This window comes from Cellulophaga geojensis KL-A, assembly GCF_000568425.1.
Taxonomy (GTDB): Bacteria; Bacteroidota; Bacteroidia; order Flavobacteriales; family Flavobacteriaceae; genus Cellulophaga; species Cellulophaga lytica.
Map to the genome: position 1 here is coordinate 150,689 of NZ_ARZX01000006.1, position 18,940 is coordinate 169,628.

The 18,940-nt window shown below is 31.9% G+C and carries 12 protein-coding genes; 2 read left to right on the top strand and 10 right to left on the bottom strand.

What is annotated here, in order from left to right; all coding sequences use genetic code 11:
- Positions 1-18: 18 nt before the first annotated feature.
- The 6 genes from KLA_RS06970 to KLA_RS06995 form a co-directional block, all read right to left on the bottom strand.
- Positions 19-2,955: a glycoside hydrolase family 3 N-terminal domain-containing protein gene (locus KLA_RS06970; RefSeq protein ID WP_034644690.1), complete on the bottom strand. Its 2,937-nt coding sequence runs from the start codon at positions 2,953-2,955 to the stop codon at positions 19-21.
- 88 nt (positions 2,956-3,043) lie between these two features.
- Positions 3,044-3,526 (bottom strand): hypothetical protein, encoded by a 483-nt coding sequence (locus KLA_RS06975; RefSeq protein WP_013622166.1) that lies wholly within the window; start codon positions 3,524-3,526, stop codon positions 3,044-3,046.
- A 68-nt stretch (positions 3,527-3,594) separates the two neighbouring features.
- Positions 3,595-4,386 carry a (Fe-S)-binding protein gene (locus KLA_RS06980; RefSeq protein WP_034644692.1) on the bottom strand — a complete coding sequence of 264 codons (792 nt, stop codon included), beginning with the start codon at positions 4,384-4,386 and terminating at the stop codon, positions 3,595-3,597.
- Between the two features lie 19 nt (positions 4,387-4,405).
- On the bottom strand, positions 4,406-5,740 hold the full coding sequence (locus KLA_RS06985; protein ID WP_034644694.1) for a (Fe-S)-binding protein: 1,335 nt from the start codon (positions 5,738-5,740) through the stop codon (positions 4,406-4,408).
- Between the two features lie 17 nt (positions 5,741-5,757).
- Positions 5,758-6,723 (bottom strand): MlaD family protein, encoded by a 966-nt coding sequence (locus KLA_RS06990; RefSeq protein ID WP_034644695.1) that lies wholly within the window; start codon positions 6,721-6,723, stop codon positions 5,758-5,760.
- A gap of 33 nt (positions 6,724-6,756) precedes the next feature.
- On the bottom strand, positions 6,757-8,025 hold the full coding sequence (locus KLA_RS06995) for an N-acetylmuramoyl-L-alanine amidase (protein WP_013622162.1): 1,269 nt from the start codon (positions 8,023-8,025) through the stop codon (positions 6,757-6,759).
- A gap of 103 nt (positions 8,026-8,128) precedes the next feature.
- Here KLA_RS06995 and KLA_RS07000 point away from each other — a divergent pair, with 103 nt between their 5' ends.
- Complete coding sequence (locus tag KLA_RS07000) at positions 8,129-10,828, top strand: putative LPS assembly protein LptD (RefSeq protein WP_034644697.1); 2,700 nt, start codon at positions 8,129-8,131, stop codon at positions 10,826-10,828.
- A 62-nt stretch (positions 10,829-10,890) separates the two neighbouring features.
- Entirely contained in the window at positions 10,891-11,271 is a 381-nt protein-coding gene (locus tag KLA_RS07005; protein WP_013622160.1) for a RidA family protein, read from the top strand.
- An 81-nt stretch (positions 11,272-11,352) separates the two neighbouring features.
- Here the strand turns inward: KLA_RS07005 and KLA_RS07010 are convergent, their stop codons facing one another.
- The 4 genes from KLA_RS07010 to KLA_RS07025 form a co-directional block, all read right to left on the bottom strand.
- Positions 11,353-12,204 (bottom strand): hypothetical protein, encoded by an 852-nt coding sequence (locus KLA_RS07010; RefSeq protein WP_013622159.1) that lies wholly within the window; start codon positions 12,202-12,204, stop codon positions 11,353-11,355.
- Between the two features lie 87 nt (positions 12,205-12,291).
- Positions 12,292-13,293, bottom strand: a complete 1,002-nt coding sequence (gene gap, locus KLA_RS07015) for a type I glyceraldehyde-3-phosphate dehydrogenase (protein WP_013622158.1) — start codon at positions 13,291-13,293, stop codon at positions 12,292-12,294.
- A gap of 21 nt (positions 13,294-13,314) precedes the next feature.
- Complete coding sequence (pfkA, locus tag KLA_RS07020; protein WP_013622157.1) at positions 13,315-14,301, bottom strand: 6-phosphofructokinase; 987 nt, start codon at positions 14,299-14,301, stop codon at positions 13,315-13,317.
- A 206-nt stretch (positions 14,302-14,507) separates the two neighbouring features.
- A complete protein-coding gene (locus KLA_RS07025) occupies positions 14,508-18,890 on the bottom strand; it encodes a translocation/assembly module TamB domain-containing protein (protein ID WP_034644698.1) in 4,383 nt (1,460 codons plus the stop codon).
- Positions 18,891-18,940: the final 50 nt, after the last annotated feature.

The following is an 18,940-nucleotide window of genomic DNA, read 5'->3' on the forward strand; positions in this document are numbered from 1 at the left end:
TCTAGCAAAATTAATATTTTAATTTAGTATAGCGTCGTAAATTATCTGCTGAATTCTGGTTCTTAACCCAGATTTAACTAAAAGATTGTTGTTTTGGGTAGGATAAGTTCTGTTTGATAAAAATACATACACTATTTCTTCTTCTGGATCTGCCCATGTATAAGTACCTGTAAAACCACTATGTCCAAAACTTTTTCTGGAAACACAGCCACAAGTAGAACCAGATCCTTTTAACTGTGGCTTATCAAAGCCTACACCTCTACGGACATCCTCATCACAAAAGTAACATGTATTAAACTTCTTTATTGTTCGTTCGTTAAAGTACCGTTTACCACCATAATAACCACCTTGCAAGTACATTTGCATAATTTTAGCCACATCATTAGCGTTACTAAACAAACCTGCATGACCTCCTACTCCACCTTGCATAGCTGCTCCCATATCATGTACATATCCTTGTACGGTTGCGTAACGGTAATAATTATCTTTTTCTGATGGCACTATCATATCTTTAGAAAACTTCTCTAAAGGGTTGTATGCTGTACGGTTTGCTCCTATTGGTTGGTACAAAAAATTATCTACCAACTTGTCTAAATCATCATTATAAGTATCTTCTATATATTTTTTAAAAACATAGTAGCCTACGTCACTATATCTATACCTATTAGATTTTAGATCTTGCCTACCAATTCTATTGTAAATTGAATCTTTATAAGCTTTTGTTAAATATAAATGATCAAAAACTTTGTACGGATAGTCATCTGACTTTTTACTGCTATAAAATTCTCTAGAGGGTTTTCTATGATCGTCTAAAGTACTTACATAAAAAGCAATCCAAGCTGGTAGCCTACCGTAGTGAGACAAAGCTTTTAGTACCGTAACATCTTTTAACTCTGTATCTGCATATTCCGGAATTAGATCTTTAAACGTATTATTTAACGCTATTTTATTCTCTTCTTCCATTTTCATAATCATAGGTAGTGTTCCTAAAATTTTGGTTACAGAGGCAAGGTCATATATATAATTATTTGTTATTTTTTCATTAGACTCGTATGTAGGTTTTCCAAAACTTTTATGGTAAACTACTTTTCCTTTACGAGCTACTAAAACCTGTGCTCCAGGAAACATTAAAGAGTCTATACCTGCAGATACCAGTGTATCTATTCTTTGTAAACCATATGTACTTAAGCCTACACGCTCAGGATAATCATACCCTAACCTTTTTAATGATTCAAATTTTACTCCTGTCCCTACCGGATAAGTATTACTTATAGAAACTGGTAAGCTACCTTTTGCTCCTATAGCTCCAAAAAGCATTTGTGCTGTTTTTTGCTGCGCTATAGCACTGTTTTGATACCCCAAAACAACAGCGTCAATTGTAGACAAATCTGTGTTTAAAAGTGTATAGGGTTTAGCAAAATTTACTAAAATAGAATTTGATGTTCTTAATGCTGAAACTGCTTTTACAATTTCGGCATCTTTAGTTGAAAATTGATACGATTTCCAAGGACTACCATTACTTTTATGATGCCCAATAATTATAAGGTTGTACTGCTGCAACTTTTGAAGTAAAATTTGAAGATTATCTTCCTTTACTTCTGTTACTGTAGTGTATTTTTTAAGCTCCTGTAAAAAATCTTCGCCAGAAGCATCTCCTAAACTTAAATAAGCTATTTTTTTGTTTTCTAATTTAACAACTGGTAAAAGATCTAACTTATTTTTAACAACTGTAATAGCCTCTTCTATTGCCTCTTCATACACCAAGTCATTACTTAATGTATTTAAATCTTCATACAAATTCTTAAGACTTACCAACTTGTGGTTATGTAAATCTGCTTTATACTTTGCTTTTAATATTTTTTTTACTGAATGTGCTAAACGCTTTTCAGTTATAACCCCATAATTGTAGGCTTCAATTATTTTTTCTTTTCCTTTTGCTACATCTAAGGGCATTAATAAAATGTCATTACCAGCCATAAAAGCTGTTAAATCTGCGTCTCCAGGATCTGTATGGTCAGCAACACCTTTCATATTTAAGGCATCTGTAAAAACTAACCCTTTATACTGTAGTGTTTTTTGCAATAAATTAGTTACTATATTTTCTGATAATGAAGAAGGGTAATTTGGTCTAGTTTCTAAACTTGGAATATTTAGGTGCGCTACCATTACACTACTTAATTTTCCGTGATTTATGAGTTCTTTAAACGGATAAAGCTCTATACTATCTAACCTTTCTTTACTAAAATTGATTACTGGTAATGTTTTATGAGAATCTGTTGCTGTATCTCCGTGTCCAGGAAAGTGCTTACCGCTAGACAATATACCTGCTTTTTCAAACCCGTTTACAAAGGCTATTCCCTTTTTTGCAACATTTCTCTTATCTTCTCCAAAAGATCTATTTCCTATAATTGGATTTAATGGGTTTGTATTTATATCAATATCAGGAGCAAAATTAATGTGCACACCCATACGTTTAGAGTGCTTACCAATTTGCGCTGCTACTTTTTCTACTACTGCATTGTTTTTAATGGCACCAAGAGTCATATTCCAAGGAAATGCATAAGTAGAGTCTAAACGCATTGCCAAACCCCACTCTGCATCCATACCTATTAATAAAGGTATTTTTGCTGCTTTTTGATAACTATTAGTCAATTTAGCCTGCCGTACAGGTCCGCCTTTAGAAAAAATGACACCGCCAATATTTTCTTTAACTATAAGCTCTTTTATTTTATCTGTTTGCTGTTTATTTTGGTTTGATGCAACACTAACCATAAACAACTGCCCTACTTTTTCATCTAAAGTCATTGCATTGTACTGCGCATCTACCCATTTTTTTTGTAAAATAGAATCCTTTGTTAATAAGGGATCTAATGTAGTAACCAAAGAATCTAACTCTTGAGCATTAACTACTAAAAAACTAAAAAAAAATAAAGAAAATGAAACTAATAACCGCATAAACGAATGTAAAACAGGTTTGTTTTTAAGTAAATCTGTAGGTTAAGAACTTTACTTAGTAAGTATAAAAGATTTGGGGAACTTTATATTACATAAACCTACTGTGCCAACTTTCTTCTGCTGGAACTTCCCAGTGGTTTAAATACTCGTGCTTATTAGCTACAAGGTTATTAAATACAATAGTTTTTTTAGAGACCGATTTATTTTTAGCCATCTTTTTAAAGTCTACCAAAGTTTTGTAAGCTACAAATTCTCCTTGTTTGTAAGACACGTTCATCTTATCTAACAAATCTATATTATATTTTTGCTCTAAACTTTGAATAAAACGTACTGAAGCATCTATAGAACAACCTGTTGCCGAAGCATTGGTTTGGTCTAAACCTAACACTATAAAACGTTTGTATTTTATTTCATAACCTGCAGTTAGGTTACTACCGTGAGCAGTCCAATCTACTATAAAAGCATCTAAACCCTCTTTTATCTCAGCTAACTCTTCTGGAGTTAAAGACCTATTGGCCTGGTATATCCAAATACGAGATGTATCTGGCAAATCTTTAAAATCTACTAGCATAATTATTTTATTAAAAGTAAATAGACGTTAATTATTTAAAAAACTTCCAATCTACCTAAAAGATTATTTTACAAATCTTCTGCATTAGCAATAAGTTCTGCAATATCCAAAACTTCTACTTCTCCTTCTTTTTCTTTACTCTTAACACCATCCGTCATCATTGTATTACAAAAAGGACACCCAGCGGCAATAATTTCTGGTTTTGTACCCAAAGCCTGCTCTGTACGCTCTACATTAACGTCTTTGTTACCATTTTCTGGTTCCTTAAACATTTGCGCTCCACCAGCACCACAACACAATCCTTTTTTCTTGCAGTTTTTCATTTCTACAAGTTCAGCATCAAGCTTACGTATTAGGTCTCTTGGTGCTTCATAAACACCATTTGCTCTACCTAAATAACAAGGGTCATGAAAAGTAATACGTTTTCCTTTATACTGTCCGCCTTCCATAGTAATTCTACCTTCAGCCAATAAATCTTTTAAAAACTGCGTATGGTGAACTACTTCATAGTTACCACCCAACCCTGGGTATTCATTTTTTATAGTATTAAAACAGTGCGGACAAGCTGTAACTACTTTTTTAACTTCATAAGCATTCATTACCTCTATATTGGTAAATGCTTGCATTTGAAATAAAAATTCATTTCCTGCTCTTTTTGCTGGATCTCCTGTACAGCTTTCTTCTGTTCCTAAAACAGCAAAACTAACGTTTGCTTTATTTAAAATTTTTACAAATGCTTTGGTAATTTTTTTTGCTCTATCGTCAAAACTTCCTGCACATCCAACCCAAAATAAAACTTCTGGTTGTTTACCCTCGGCAAATAACTCTGCCATTGTTGGCACTTTTAATTCGTTACTCATAAATATTTTGGATTTCTATTTAAGATTCGTTTTTCCAGTTTAACCTATCCATTTGATTAAATGGCCAAGGCGCTCCGTTGTTTTCTATATTCCCCATCATATTATTTAAGTCTGATGGTGCTGCAGACTGCTCCATTACCAAGTAACGACGCATATCCATAATTATAGATAATGGGTCTATACTAACAGGACAAGCCTCTGTACAAGCATTACATGATGTACACGCCCATAGCTCTTCTTCTGTAATATAATCTCCCAACAATTGTTTGCCATCTGCTACAAACTCGCCTTTATTTTTGTCTATATTATTACCTACTTCCTGAAGCCTATCTCTGGTATCCATCATTATCTTTCTTGGTGATAATAATTTACCTGTTTGGTTTGCAGGACACTCACTAGTACATCTACCACATTCTGTACACGTATATGAATTTAACAACTGTACCCAGTTTAAATCTGTAACATCTGATGCACCAAATTTATCTGGTTCAGCAGCCTCATCTGCTCCTTCTGCAGGTGCTGCAAATGGGTCTGCATCTGGATCCATCATCATTTTAACCTCTGCTGTTACTGCTTCAAGGTTATCTAATTGTCCTTTTGGCTTTACTTTTCCGTAGTATGTATTAGGGAAAGCTAATAAAATATGTAAGTGCTTAGAATAATAAAGGTAATTTAAGAAAAGTAATATACCAATAATATGCAACCACCATGCAGAACGCTCTACAACTATTAGACTAGCCTCTGACATACCGCTAAAAATTGGAGCTATAAACTGACTAACAGGAAATGACCCTGCTTTAACATAGTGTAGTGCATCTATAGTTTGTAATTGAAAATCTGCTGCATTCATTGTTAAAAAAAGCGTCATTAAAACAAACTCTATATACAATATAAGGTTACCATCTTTTTTAGGCCAACCTTTCATTTCTGGCTTTAAAAAACGTTGAATTTTTATAACATTTCTTCTTACCCAAAAGATAACAACCGAAACAATTACTAAAAACGCTAAAATTTCAAAAGAACCAATTAACACATCATAAACAACACCTAATGGCGCAAAAATACGGTGTGTACCAAGCAATCCGTCTAAAATAATTTCTAGCACTTCTATATTAATAATTATAAAACCAACGTATACAACAATGTGTAAAATACCTGCAACAGGACGCACAACCATTTTGGTTTGTCCTAATGCAATACGTGCCATATTTTTCCAGCGTTGTGGTTTGTTATCACTTACATCTACATCTTTCCCTAATTTAATATTACGAGAAAGTGCTTTTACGTTTTTAGCAAAAAATCCTATACCAGCAACTAATACCAGTAAGAAAATAATGTTGGGAAGGTAATCCATATATAATAGTTAGTTATTTAGTTTTTTAAAGTATCTGCAGGGTCATTTTCTGGTAATGTATATTCTTTTTGTTTTTTACCAAAAACAGAAACATTTACATAACGTTTAGGGTTTAATCTAAAATCTTGTAATAGTAAATCTAACTCTTTAGATGCGCCTGCCAGATTGTTGTAAAGTTCTTCATTGTTCATTAATTTTCCTAATGAACCCTCACCTTTATCTATTTTAGTTAGCAAATTATCTAAGTTGGCAACCGTTTTTTGCAATCCTGCAATGCTTTTATCTAGCTCTGCTTCAGACAATGAGGTAGATATTTTAGCAAAATCATCTGTTATTTTTTTGATATTAGCCAAAGAGCCTTCTAAATCTTCTTTGTTATTGGCCATTAAACTATTTAAAGAGTTTGTAGTTACTTTAAAACTCTTTATTAAATCATTTAAACCAGCTATACTACTTTGTAAATCCTTTTTTGTTTTAGCATCTAAAACATCATTTACATTTATTAAAAGTGAATCTGCATTAGAAATAGCTCCTTCTACCTTTGTTTGCAATGGTGCCAGGTTTTGTTGTACAAGATCTGTTAACCCTGGTTTTGTTTTAGTCACCAAAGTATCACCAGACTCTGCCATTTTTGCGTTATCAAAAACAGGTATTATCTGAATTCCTTTTCCTCCAATAATACCAGTATCATACAATTCTGCTATACTATTTTTAGAAAACTGAAAATCACTATCTACAGTAAAAGTTACCATTAACTTTCCTGTTTTATCTTTAAACCTAATGTCATTTACCTTACCTACAGAAAATCCGTTTATAGAAACCTGCGTACCTGGTTGCAGACCTCCAACATCATCATAAACTGCATAAAATGTTTTACTATTATCAAACAACGGCGTTGCTTTTAGGTAGCTAAAACCTAATATAAATAGCAATATTCCGCCAATAACAATTATTCCTGTTTTTAATTCTCTAGATAGTTTCAATAGAAATATGTTTTACTCTAAATTTAATTAGAATTATTCTTTTAATTGTTTAATAGCATCCTCTACATTAATACGCTTGCCATCTTTATAGGCAACTATGTAAGAAGATGTGTATCCTTTTATATCTGCATTACTCTTTATTAATTTAGCATCATAATACGTTTTAGCGTTACCTGTCATATAACGAAATAAACTATTAACTGGTTCTTTTGTTAACGCATTAAGTCCTTTAAAATTATCTGGTTTTAAAGGTATAGATTTTCCGCTTGCAAAAAGCTGCACTCTAAATTCTATAGTACTTTTTTTTGTTGTTGCTAAGGTTGTTTTAGCTTCTTCTTGTGCTTTTTTTACTATTACAGGTTCCTTAATAGCTGGCTTTTTAGTAACTACTACATCTTTTTCTATAACTTCTTCTACTTCTTTTTTAACAGTAGTTGGTACAACCTCTTTGGTTACTTTTGGCTCTGGCGTATTACCAGTAGCTGCCAAAGCATTAGCCACCAACTGATCCATATAACCAACAACAGCCTCTGCTATTGCAGTTCCCATTTCTAATTGCCCGGATCTAGAATTTAAATAAGCACCTTCATTTTTATTGGTTAAAAAACCTGTTTCAATTAAAACGCTAGGCATAAAGGTTTGGTGTAACACTATAAACCCAGCTTGTTTAACCTTACGGTCTGTTCTTTTTAATTTGTTAGAAAACTTATCTTGCAACAATTTTGCCAAAGCAATACTTTGGTCTAAAAACTCTTCTTGCATTATAGTTAAACCAATTACAGACTCTGGAGAATCTATATTATACTCAGAGTATTTAGCCTGGTAATTGTCTTCTAAATAAATAACAGAGTTCTCTTTTTTAGCAATTTCAAAATTTTGCTTATTAGCGTGTAACCCTAAAACAAAAGTACCCGCACCGTGAGCATCTGATGTGTGAGAATCACAATGTACAGAAACAAACAAGTCTGCATTTGCTTTATTGGCTATTTCTCCGCGCTCAAACAAATCTACAAAGGTATCGTCCTTTCTGGTGTATATTACTTTAATGTTTGGGTTTTGAGATAATAACTCCCCTGCCTTTAAAACAATATTTAATGCTATATTTTTTTCTAAGTAACCATTTCCCAAGTTTCCTGGGTCATGACCACCGTGACCAGCGTCTAAAACAACTACAAATTTATCTTGTGCTGTAGTAGAATTGTAATTAATGCTAAAAGATGAAAGTAAAAAAGTAAGCAGCAATAGTCTAATTGATGAAAAGCTGTTAAATTTTAATATATAATTATTAAATGTTTTATTCATTTAGGTTAAATTTATTCTAATGCGTATTTTAAAATAAAAAATATGCGTAAGTTTGAAGCCCAAAACGACGAGCCAAATCAATACAAAAATAGGATTTATAGCCTTGCAATCAAATAAACATCGTTTACTTTTTTCTTTACTCCTGTTTTTAGGGGTTTTAAGCCTATCTGCACAGGAAGATAAGGTAATACCACTAACTATAAAGAAACAAAAAGACACTATAGTAGCACCATTAATTCCTGCAGATATCTTAGGTGCCCCTGTTAAAAAAGATAGTATTATACAAGATTCTACCTCTAAAAAAGAGCCTTTACTTGCAGATATTGTAAAAAGAAAAGCAGAAGGTTATATGCGTTATGACCGTAAAGAGGGTAAAATTTACCTATATGATAAAGCTGAACTATACTACCAAGATACAGAGTTAAAAGCGGGTATTATAATTATGGATCTTGCTAAAAACGAAGTTTATGCAGGCCGTATTAAAGACTCTACTGGAGTTTACTCTCAGCTACCAGATTTTAAACAAGGAAACCAAATTGTTAAACCAGACTCAATAAGGTTTAATTTTGATACACAAAAGGCACTTATATGGAATTCTAGAACAGAGCAACAAGCTGGTTTAGGAAGCATAGGTAGTGATGCTATGAAAGTGTATGCAGAGAAAACAAAAAAGGAAAACGACTCTGTTTATTTTATGAGTAGAGCTAAAATTACTACATCTAACGATACTATAAATCCAGACTATTATATACTTGTACGTAAAGGTAAATTTGTACCCGGAAAAAAAATGATTGCAGGTTATAGTAATATGTTTATTGCAGATGTACCTACACCAATTGCATTACCGTTTGCTTATTTTCCTATGACAACTGGTAATACTGCAGGCTTAATTTTTCCAACTTTTGGTAGTGATCCAGACAGAGGGTATTTTTTACAAAATGGTGGTTATTATTTTCCTATTAATGATTATGTAGATTTAACACTACAAGGAGACTTTTACACCAATGGTAGTTACGGTTTTAGGGGGCAGTCCGTCTACACTAAACGTTACAAATACAAGGGAAATGTTAATATTAGATTTGAGAACCAGATAAATAGTCAAAAAGGATTTGAAGACTACAGCAGGTCTACAAATTACAACATACAAATATCACACACGCAAGATCCTAAAAATAACCCTAACTCCAGGTTATCTGCAAACGTAAACCTTGGTAGTAGTGATTATTACAGGAGTTCGTTAAACCAATACAACGTACCCAATACCCAAAATAACAACTTATCATCTTCTGTTTCCTATTCCAAAACGTTTCCGGCATACCCGTCTGTAAACCTTAGTTTAACAGCTACTCATAACCAAAACACCAATACAGACGTTATTAACTTAACGCTACCTACAATGCAAGCAAGTATGGAGCGTATTTTTCCGTTTGCAAAAAAAGATGGCTTAAAAAAAGGGATCATACAGAACATCAATTTTCAATATGATGTTAATGCGCAAAACCAAATAACAACAGTAGATTCACTTTTCTTTAAGTCTGAAATGTTTGATGATGCAAGAGTTGGAGCAAGACACAGAATACCTATTAGCACTAATTTTAAACTTTTTAAACAGTTAAGTGTTAGTCTTGGTGGATCTTATGAAGATATTTGGACGCTAGAAACCTATAACAAGTCTTATGATGAAACTACAGAAGAAGTAGTATCTGAAAAAATAAATGGCTTTGACCGCTACAACAAATACAGCTTTAGTGCTAGTTTAGGAACAACAGTGTACGGTACTTGGACTTTTGATGAAAGCAAAAACATACAAGCTATAAGGCATACAATGCGTCCATCTATTGGTTATAGCTACTCTCCTTCTTTTGAAGAAACTTATGATGAGTATATGAATGCTGATGGAGAATACATACAGTACAGTAGGTTTGAAGGAACTTTAAATGGTGCACCTGGCTTAACACAAAGTAGCGCTCTAAGTTTTTCTTTACAAAATACGCTAGAGGCAAAAGTAAAAGATAAAGACTCTACCGCTACAGAGCCTAAAAAAATATCATTATTAAGTAGTTTTAATATTTCTACTAATTATAATTTTCAAGCAGACTCTCTACGTTTAAGTCCGTTTAGGGTAAATGGTGGTACTACTATTTTAAACAAAAAAATGTCCATTAACTTTTCTGCAAATCTAGATCCTTACGCAATAGATAACAAAGGCACCAGAATTAATACTCTAAATATTAATAACGGTGGTAGCTTATTTAGACTTACCACAGCAAGAGCCAACATTGGATACTCTTTAAGTAGTAAAATGTTTGATAAGGATAAAGATGATGAGGATGACAATAAGGACAACGGAGACTCTTATGTTGCCGCCAGTGGTGGTAGAACAGATGACTTATTTGGAACCGCAGATAATTTTAATGGCAGGCCAGGAAACCTTAATGACGATGAAGACGAAGAGGTTAAAGAAAATCCGTTATACAAAAATACAATTCCTTGGGATATAAGGCTTGCCTATGCCGTAAGCTATAGCAACCCCAACAGACAGGATGAAATTAGCAACCACTCTTTAATGTTTTCTGGTAATGTAGATTTAACTCCTAGATGGAAAGTTGGAGTATCATCTGGTTACGATTTTAAAAACCAAGGTTTTTCTTTAACACAATTGCGTTTTGAAAGAGATTTAAAGAGTTTTAGACTTAACTTTAACTGGACTCCTTTTGGTACTTATGAAAGATGGTATTTCTTTATAGGAATCAAGAGCAGTATACTTAAAGACCTTAAATGGGAACAAAGAAGCCAGAGATAAAACAACATTTATTTCTAAAGTATTCTTCTTCTTTTTAAAATAATTAAAAACACTTAATTAAGATGAAAAAAATTATTACAACTACAAATGCACCTGCTCCAATTGGGCCATATAACCAAGCTGTATTAACAGGTAACACTTTATACATATCCGGACAAATACCTATTGACCCAAAAACAGGAAATTTAATAGAAGGTGATATTAAAGCTGAAACTAAACAAAGTATGGAGAACTTAAAAGCTATACTTACAGAAGCTGAAATGACATTTGAAAACGTAGTAAAATCTTGCATATTTGTTAATGATATGCATCAGTTCTCAGAAATTAATGAAGTATACGGTTCTTATTTTAATGCAGATACAGCACCGGCAAGAGAAACTGTAGAAGTAGCAAATTTACCTAAGTTTGTAAATGTAGAAATATCTATGATTGCCGTAAAATAAAATTTAATTAGTAAGTATAAAAAAAGCGCAATCCATTACAGATTGCGCTTTTTTACTTATGTGTTATTTTTACTCTCTTTTTTACAGGTTACTTTTATGAAAATCTACCAATCCTTCAATTGGTCTTCTTCTAATAACTCCTAAAATAAGGTCGTTTCTTTCTATAACTTTAGCCAACTCTTCTCTTAAAAAATAAGATATACTACCTACAAAATTTACAGGTACTTTAGTTGCCAAATCAAACTGCATAACATTATTATTAATAAACTGCTGTAAGCCTTTATTAATAACACCTTTACAATAAGGGTGCTCTTTGTTTTCTATTATAAACTTAGCAAAAGTTGCCAAGTATGTGTTAGGGTTTGGCTGCTTATATAAATTTTCTTTAATAAGATCTGCTTCTAAATCATATTCAGATGCAAATTTGTCTGCCAAATCTTTAGGGATTTTATGAAAATAATAATCTCTCAACAATTTTCTTCCAAAGAAATTACCACTACCATCATCCATTAAAATATACCCTAGAGATGTTACTTTTTGGTGTACTTTTTCACCATCATAATAACTACAATTAGAACCAGTACCTAATATACATACAATACCAGGATCTCCTAACTTAGTAGTAGCGTGTATTGCTGCATAGGTATCTTCTTTTACTTGTGCCTCTGCATTAGGAAAAAAGGATTTAAAAATATCTTTTAAAAACAAACGCATACGCTCTGTACCACAACCTGCTCCGTAAAAAAACAGCTTAGTTACTTTTTCTTTGTTTTTAGATAATTCAAAATTATTTGCCAGTCTGTCTTCTATAACTTCTCTGGTTAAAACTTCTGGACTTAAACCTAATGTTTGCGTCACAAATAACTGGTCACCTTTATCATCTAAGGCTATCCAATCAGACTTTGTAGCACCGCTATCTACAATTAAAATCATACGTTATTACTTAATAATTAATGTATCCTGAAAATAAGTTACTACCTACCAATTCTCAGGATACTATATCACAATTATAAAATGGATTTATAAGCTAGCTACGTGCTGAGCCAAATCTACTAATTTATTAGAATAACCAGCTTCATTATCATACCAAGAAATAATTTTAAAGAAAGTTGAGCTTAACTCAATTCCTGCTCCAGCATCAAAAACACTAGTTTGTGCTTCTCCTACAAAATCTTGAGAAACCACATCTTCTTCAGTATATCCTAAAACACCTGCTAATTCTCCTTCTGAAGCAGCTTTAAATACCTTTTTAATTTCTTCATAAGAAGTCTCTTTTTTAACTCTTACAGTTAAATCTACTACAGAAACATCTGGTGTAGGAACTCTAAAAGCCATACCAGTTAATTTTCCATTTAATTCAGGAATAACCTTACCTACCGCTTTTGCTGCACCTGTTGAAGAAGGAATAATATTTGCCATTGCAGATCTACCTAATCTATAATTTTTTCTAGATGGAGAATCTACAACAAACTGAGTAGAAGTACTTGCGTGGATAGTAGTCATTAAAGCTTCTTCTATACCAAAATTATCATTTAAAACTTTGGCTACAGGAGCTAAACAGTTTGTAGTACAAGATGCATTAGATACAATTAAGTCTGATGCTTTTGCTTCTGTATGGTTTACACCCATTACAAACATTGGCGCGTCTGCAGAAGGTGCAGAAATAACCACTTTTTTAGCACCACCATCAATATGCAATTGTGCTTTTTCTAAAGTTGTAAAAATACCAGTACACTCAGCTACAACTTCTGCTCCAGCTGCATCCCATTTAATATCTTTAGGATCGCGTTCTGCAGTAATACGAACAACTTTTCCGTTTACTACTAAATTACCATCATTTACTTCAACAGTACCATCAAACTTTCCGTGAACAGAATCATACTTTAAAAGGTATGCTAAATGTTCTACATCTAATAAATCATTAATTGCAACAACATCTACGTCACCTCTTTTTATTGTTGTTCTGAAAACCAACCTACCTATTCTTCCAAATCCGTTGATTCCTATTTTTAAATTTGACATTTTCTTACTTTTTGTTATTAATTATGTTGACATTATGTCTGAAACTCTAATGAGTTCTTTATCTATTTTTGTGTGTCCCTTTATAGCTTGTTCTATTGGTGTAAGTATTAATTTGTTGTCTTGTATACCAACCATTAAGTTGCTTTTACCTTCTAACAAAGCTTCTACAGCCCTTACCCCCATTCTACTTGCCAATACACGATCAAAACAAGAAGGTGTTCCTCCACGTTGCATATGACCTAGTACAGATACACGCACATCATATATTGGTAAATTTTCTTCTACATATTCTTTAAGTTCAAAAACATTTTTACCCGTTTTATCTCCTTCTGCAACAATTACAATACTAGAAGATTTACCAGATTTTTTGCTTCGTTTTAAAGACTCTAACAAACGCTCTAAACCAAGGTTTTCTTCTGGTATTAATATTTCTTCTGCTCCTGCTCCAACACCTGCATTAAGTGCAATATGCCCAACATCTCTACCCATAACTTCTACAAAGAAAAGTCTGTTATGAGAACTAGCTGTATCTCTAATTTTATCTATAGCGTCTACAACTGTGTTTAAAGCTGTATCAAAACCTAAAGTATAGGTTGTGCCAAAAATATCGTTATCTATAGTACCAGGTATGCCTATTACAGGAAAATCATATTCCTTATTAAATATCATTGCTCCGGTAAAGCTACCATCACCACCAATTACAACAAAAGCATCTATATTGTTAGCTACAAGATTATCATAAGCTTGCTTACGACCTTCTGGTGTTCTAAAAGAATCTGAACGTGCAGACTTTAATATAGTACCACCTTTATTAATAATGTTATTTACACTACGGGCATCCATTGGTTTAAAGTCTCCTTCAACCATACCTTCATACCCTCTATAAATACCTACACACTCAACTTTTAAATAAGCACAAGTACGTACTACAGATCTAATTGCTGCGTTCATTCCTGGAGAATCTCCTCCAGAAGTAAATACTGCTATTTTTTTAATTTTTGATGCCATTTATTAATTTATTGTAGTAAAGCTAGGAAACTTATTTTAATAAATTAGTGCTAATAACCCTAAATTTTGACACAGCTAAAACTTCAAACGTTTTCGTTAATAAGTTTTACCAAAAGCTCTTAAAAATGTGTGATTTTAAACCGAAAAAAAGGATAAAAATGAAGAAAAAAAATATTTACCTAGGTAGAATTTAAGTATCTGTAATTTTAGTTTTGAGGTTTTTTTGAGTTTTCTTCTACTTTTGGCTCCTCTTCTTTACGTGCTTTATTAGGAAAAATTTTAGTCATTAATTCCTTAAACGTATCAAAATCTACCTGATAACTTAAACCTACACCTTGAGTATACCCTTGACGTTCTGCTAAAAATTGTTGAATTTCGTTTTCTCTGTTAAATACTTTAGCACTAAGGGTACCTTTATCATTTAAAATAATTTGCACTTCCATATCACCAGCAACTACAGATTCTCCTACACCACCTACAGGAACACCAAATTTACCGTTAAATAATATTTTTTCTCCAAGTTTTGTAGATACCGTTACACCTACTCTATTTTCTGTTTGTATAGCGTTTGGATTTAGGTTTCCTTGCTCATAAACAATACCTAAATCTAAATTTTCTCCGTTACTTTTAAAAACCGAGTTTAGTAGTCCAGATGCTGTTTGTGTTAAGTTACCGCTTAATGCCGTAGCATTTAAACCACTTTCTTCATTTACAAACGTACCTTGCATTAATAAGTAAAATGCATTGTTTTGTTCAAAATTATGATCTAACAATCTATATTCTAATTCAGATTTTACAATAGAACTGGTACTTGGAAACTCTATATTAAAATCTACTTCTGGTTTTTCTAACTCTCCTTGTAAACTTACCACAACATCTACAGGTATACGGTTTGTGTAGTCAGAATTATCTAATAAAGGAGCTGGGTTTGCATCTAAAGAGTAAATAGCACGCATATTAACCTCTGCGTTTAAAGGAGAACCGTCCCAAATAATTGTTCCTCCTGGCTCTACAGTAAACTTTCTGTTTATAATACCTCCGTACTTATAGTTGTATTCACCTGTAGCAACTGCAAATTCGCCATACATATTAAACTTATCATTGGTATTAATTTCCATTAATATAGTGCCACCACCAGTACCTTTTAATGAGCTTTTTGTATTAGGGTCTATTACTATTTCTACTTCTGCTTCTGGCGTAACATCCAAATCAAACATTAACTCTAAGCCTTCATAATTTTGCAACTCTCTTCTTTTATCCTCTTCGGTTTGCTTGGTTACAAAATTTATAAAACTATAATCGCCAACCGTAGCAACATCACTTAATGGTATTTTAAGAGATGTTCCTTTTGCTGTTGCTCCAATAACATCAATATTAAGTGCTTTAGTAGAACCGTAAATTTTACCCGTACCATTTAAATAACCTGTACCATAATACAAACTCTCTTCTGAAAAATCTGTATTTAAAATTAAAAAACGGTTATTATTTGTGTTTACATTTAAATCTAAATCCCAAGCAGCAAATTCTTTATGACTAATAGTACCATCTAATGTTGCAGTGGTATTTTTAGTTACATCTGTAAGTTGAATGTCTTCAAAATCAAAAGTTTGCTTGTACAAATTAACAACAGAGTTATTTGCAAAACTATAATCTACATTTAAATAATCTATTGCTAAACCTGCTTTATCTAATAATAATTTACCAGAAATATCTGGATTACTTAAACTCTCTGTTATTTTAGCTTTTCCGCTTATAGAGCCCCTAATATTAGACAGTATACCTTCTCCTAAATTAGAAAAAGGCTCCATTAAAAAATCACTAAACTCTACATCTAAATCTGCAGTAGGGCTACTATTTTTATTTATTATTTCACCTGCAACAACTAACCTATCTTGTCCTTTGTTACGTAAGTGTGTTTCTACATCAAATGAAGTTAAATTATCATTACCAACAATTTCTACCCCTAAATTACCTAATCTAATATCATTAACTGTAAAATCTGTCATTGTTAAACTACTAGAAGGTAAATATTTACCTTCTTCTTGGTAAATATTTAAAGAGCCATTAACTTCTCCTTTAAGCTCTAAATTTTTTAGCGCTGGTGTTATTTTATGCAATGACACATCACTAAACTCCAATAACAAATCTTTATAAGTAGAGTCTATTACCTTACCACTTAGGCGTATTTGTTCATTAGCATTATTATTAAAAACAATTTCTTTAATATCTATACTATCTAGTGTTCTGTTAACTATAACTTTATTTTTTTTGTCTCTGTTTTTATTAACCACCCACTCATTACCCTTTAGTAATATAGAAGAACGCTTAAGTCCTATAACTGATCTGTTATTTTTATTAAATGTGTGGTAAAAGTTTAAATAATAAGTATCATCATAACCACGGCCACCTGCAAATTCCGTTCTAAAAAACAATGTATCTTTTAGCTTGGTATTAATTAGTTTAAAATCTTTTACATCATAAAAATTAGTGGTAGCATCATTTACAGAAATAAACGTATTAAAAAGCGGATTTTTATTATCTATTTTTACGTTAATACTATCAAGCTTATTGCCATAAGCCTCTATTTGTGGCGACTTAAAGGTGAGTTTAAAATCTCCTTTATCTGCAACAACTTTACCTCTAATAAATGTATTTGATCCAAATTTTACTTTTGGGAAAAATACATCTACAATTTTATTATAAATATTAAACTTAAAATTTACTTTTTGACCTTCAGATATTTTAAATGGCCTATAGTTGGTATATATACTACCAATAGAGTTTTGTATTAACTTATCTAACTCATTTACTTTAAAATTACCTTCTAAATAACCCGTTATAATATCTGGTGAATTAATGGTTATTTTACGTAGAGAGTCTGTTTCAAAATTAGAAGTTACCTCAAAATCTTCAAAGTAATAGGTGTCGTTTTTATTTTGATAACTAGTTTCTCTAAACTTTATAGCTCCAACAATGTTATCTAACGTATTACCTGTAATATCCATATTAATATTACCCTTAAAAACAGATACGCTATCATTAATAAAATTTAAAGCTTTAAAATTAGCATAGTCTACAGACGCTATAAAATCAAACGTGTTGTTATCTGATGAAAAATCTGCAAGTCCTTTAAAATTAAGTTTTAAATTAGGATCATTACTTAGCAAAGCACCATCAAAAAACTGTTCTTTTAAAGTACCAGATACCACTTTAATATTTTTGTAGACGTAGTTATTAAATTTAATGCTATAAACTTCACCTGTTATTTCTGTATTCATAGTTTCTGCTACAAACCCATTACCGTCTACATTAATGTCTACAGTAGCTTTACCCAAAGTTTTATTGTCTAAAAACTTACCCAAATCAAAATCTATAAGAGATATAAACCCGTGGTAATTTGCATTATCTATATTGTTTATATTGGTAAGTTCTACATCAGAATAACTACTACCTATAGCTGTATTAATATTAACTTTAGCACTTACTAATGTCTGTGTAATAGATGTTGTTCCTCTAACAGTAAATTGTCCAAATTTAGAAAAAGATGATGGCAACACTTTACCCAATATGTTTGGTAATAAAGAGCGTAACTCATAATAACTTGTGGTTACACTTTTCATATCTGCATCTATAACATAGGGTTTACTTAATGTAAATAAATTTTTAAAATTAAAATCTCCTCTAACACCTGTATTATCAGAAAACAGCATTAATCTTTTTGTGCTTAAATCATTTAAAACACCAGTAACATTTGTAGATAAGCTTATTTTTTTACCACTACCAAACTGGTTGTATAGCATATTAATATCATCCAAGGCAATTTCAGAATCTGCAAAATTGGCATCTATTTGCACTTTATTAATAAAATCTTTAAAGTCTTTACGGTCATAATTAAAAACCAAGTTTCCTTTTAAGTCAGACTCTTTTGTTTTTATCTGCAACGCATCAAACCTCATTTGAGTTCTAGAGTATTTAAATGCTGTGGTTAAGTTTTCTACCTTTGGCCCTCTTCTGCTGGTAAAAGTTAATGTGTTTATTTGCGTAGATACGTCTGGCCCTAAAATTAAAAAATCTGTTGCGCCAATATTTAAATTTTTAAAATCTAATTGTTGTGGTTTTTCTAAGTTTTCATCAATTAACTGAAACCTACTATTACCAATATTTACATTACCAGAAACCATTTTAAAAGGCTTTGCTCCTTCTGCTCTAGGTTTTTTATCATCTAACTTATCTATAAACACCTCTAAATTAGAACTGCTTTCTCCTTTGTATGTTTTTAATTTTAAATGAAGGTTGTCTACATTTATATCTCCAAACTCTAACTGTCCTTTTACTAAATTTTTAATATCTAATATTGATGTAGTAAGGTCTCCTATATAAAAAAGAGTATCTTTTTGCTCATCTTCTGCATAAATACCCTTTGCAGATGTATTCCATGTAATAAAATTAACTTTTAGCTTATCTATCTGTAAATTTGTCCCAAAATCTTTATTTATAGTATTTGTAGCGTAATTAGCCAGGCGTGTTTGTACAGATGATAATGAGAAAATAAAAGTCGCTAACAGACAAAGCAGTAATAAAACCAGCAATATTCTTAGTAATATTTTAAATAGTTTTTTGATAGCTCTTTATGTTTTAC

What these genes read in the sequence shown, in the direction of transcription:
- KLA_RS06970 (WP_034644690.1), bottom strand. Translation starts at nt 2,955, where the DNA reads ATGCGGTTATTAGTTTCATTTTCTTTATTTTTTTTTAGTTTTTTAGTA.
- KLA_RS06985 (WP_034644694.1), bottom strand. Translation starts at nt 5,740, where the DNA reads ATGGATTACCTTCCCAACATTATTTTCTTACTGGTATTAGTTGCTGGT.
- KLA_RS07010 (WP_013622159.1), bottom strand. Translation starts at nt 12,204, where the DNA reads ATGATTTTAATTGTAGATAGCGGTGCTACAAAGTCTGATTGGATAGCC.
- gap (WP_013622158.1), bottom strand. Translation starts at nt 13,293, where the DNA reads ATGTCAAATTTAAAAATAGGAATCAACGGATTTGGAAGAATAGGTAGG.
- KLA_RS06995 (WP_013622162.1), bottom strand. Translation starts at nt 8,025, where the DNA reads ATGAATAAAACATTTAATAATTATATATTAAAATTTAACAGCTTTTCA.
- KLA_RS06975 (WP_013622166.1), bottom strand. Translation starts at nt 3,526, where the DNA reads ATGCTAGTAGATTTTAAAGATTTGCCAGATACATCTCGTATTTGGATA.
- pfkA (WP_013622157.1), bottom strand. Translation starts at nt 14,301, where the DNA reads ATGGCATCAAAAATTAAAAAAATAGCAGTATTTACTTCTGGAGGAGAT.
- KLA_RS07005 (WP_013622160.1), top strand. Translation starts at nt 10,891, where the DNA reads ATGAAAAAAATTATTACAACTACAAATGCACCTGCTCCAATTGGGCCA.
- KLA_RS06980 (WP_034644692.1), bottom strand. Translation starts at nt 4,386, where the DNA reads ATGAGTAACGAATTAAAAGTGCCAACAATGGCAGAGTTATTTGCCGAG.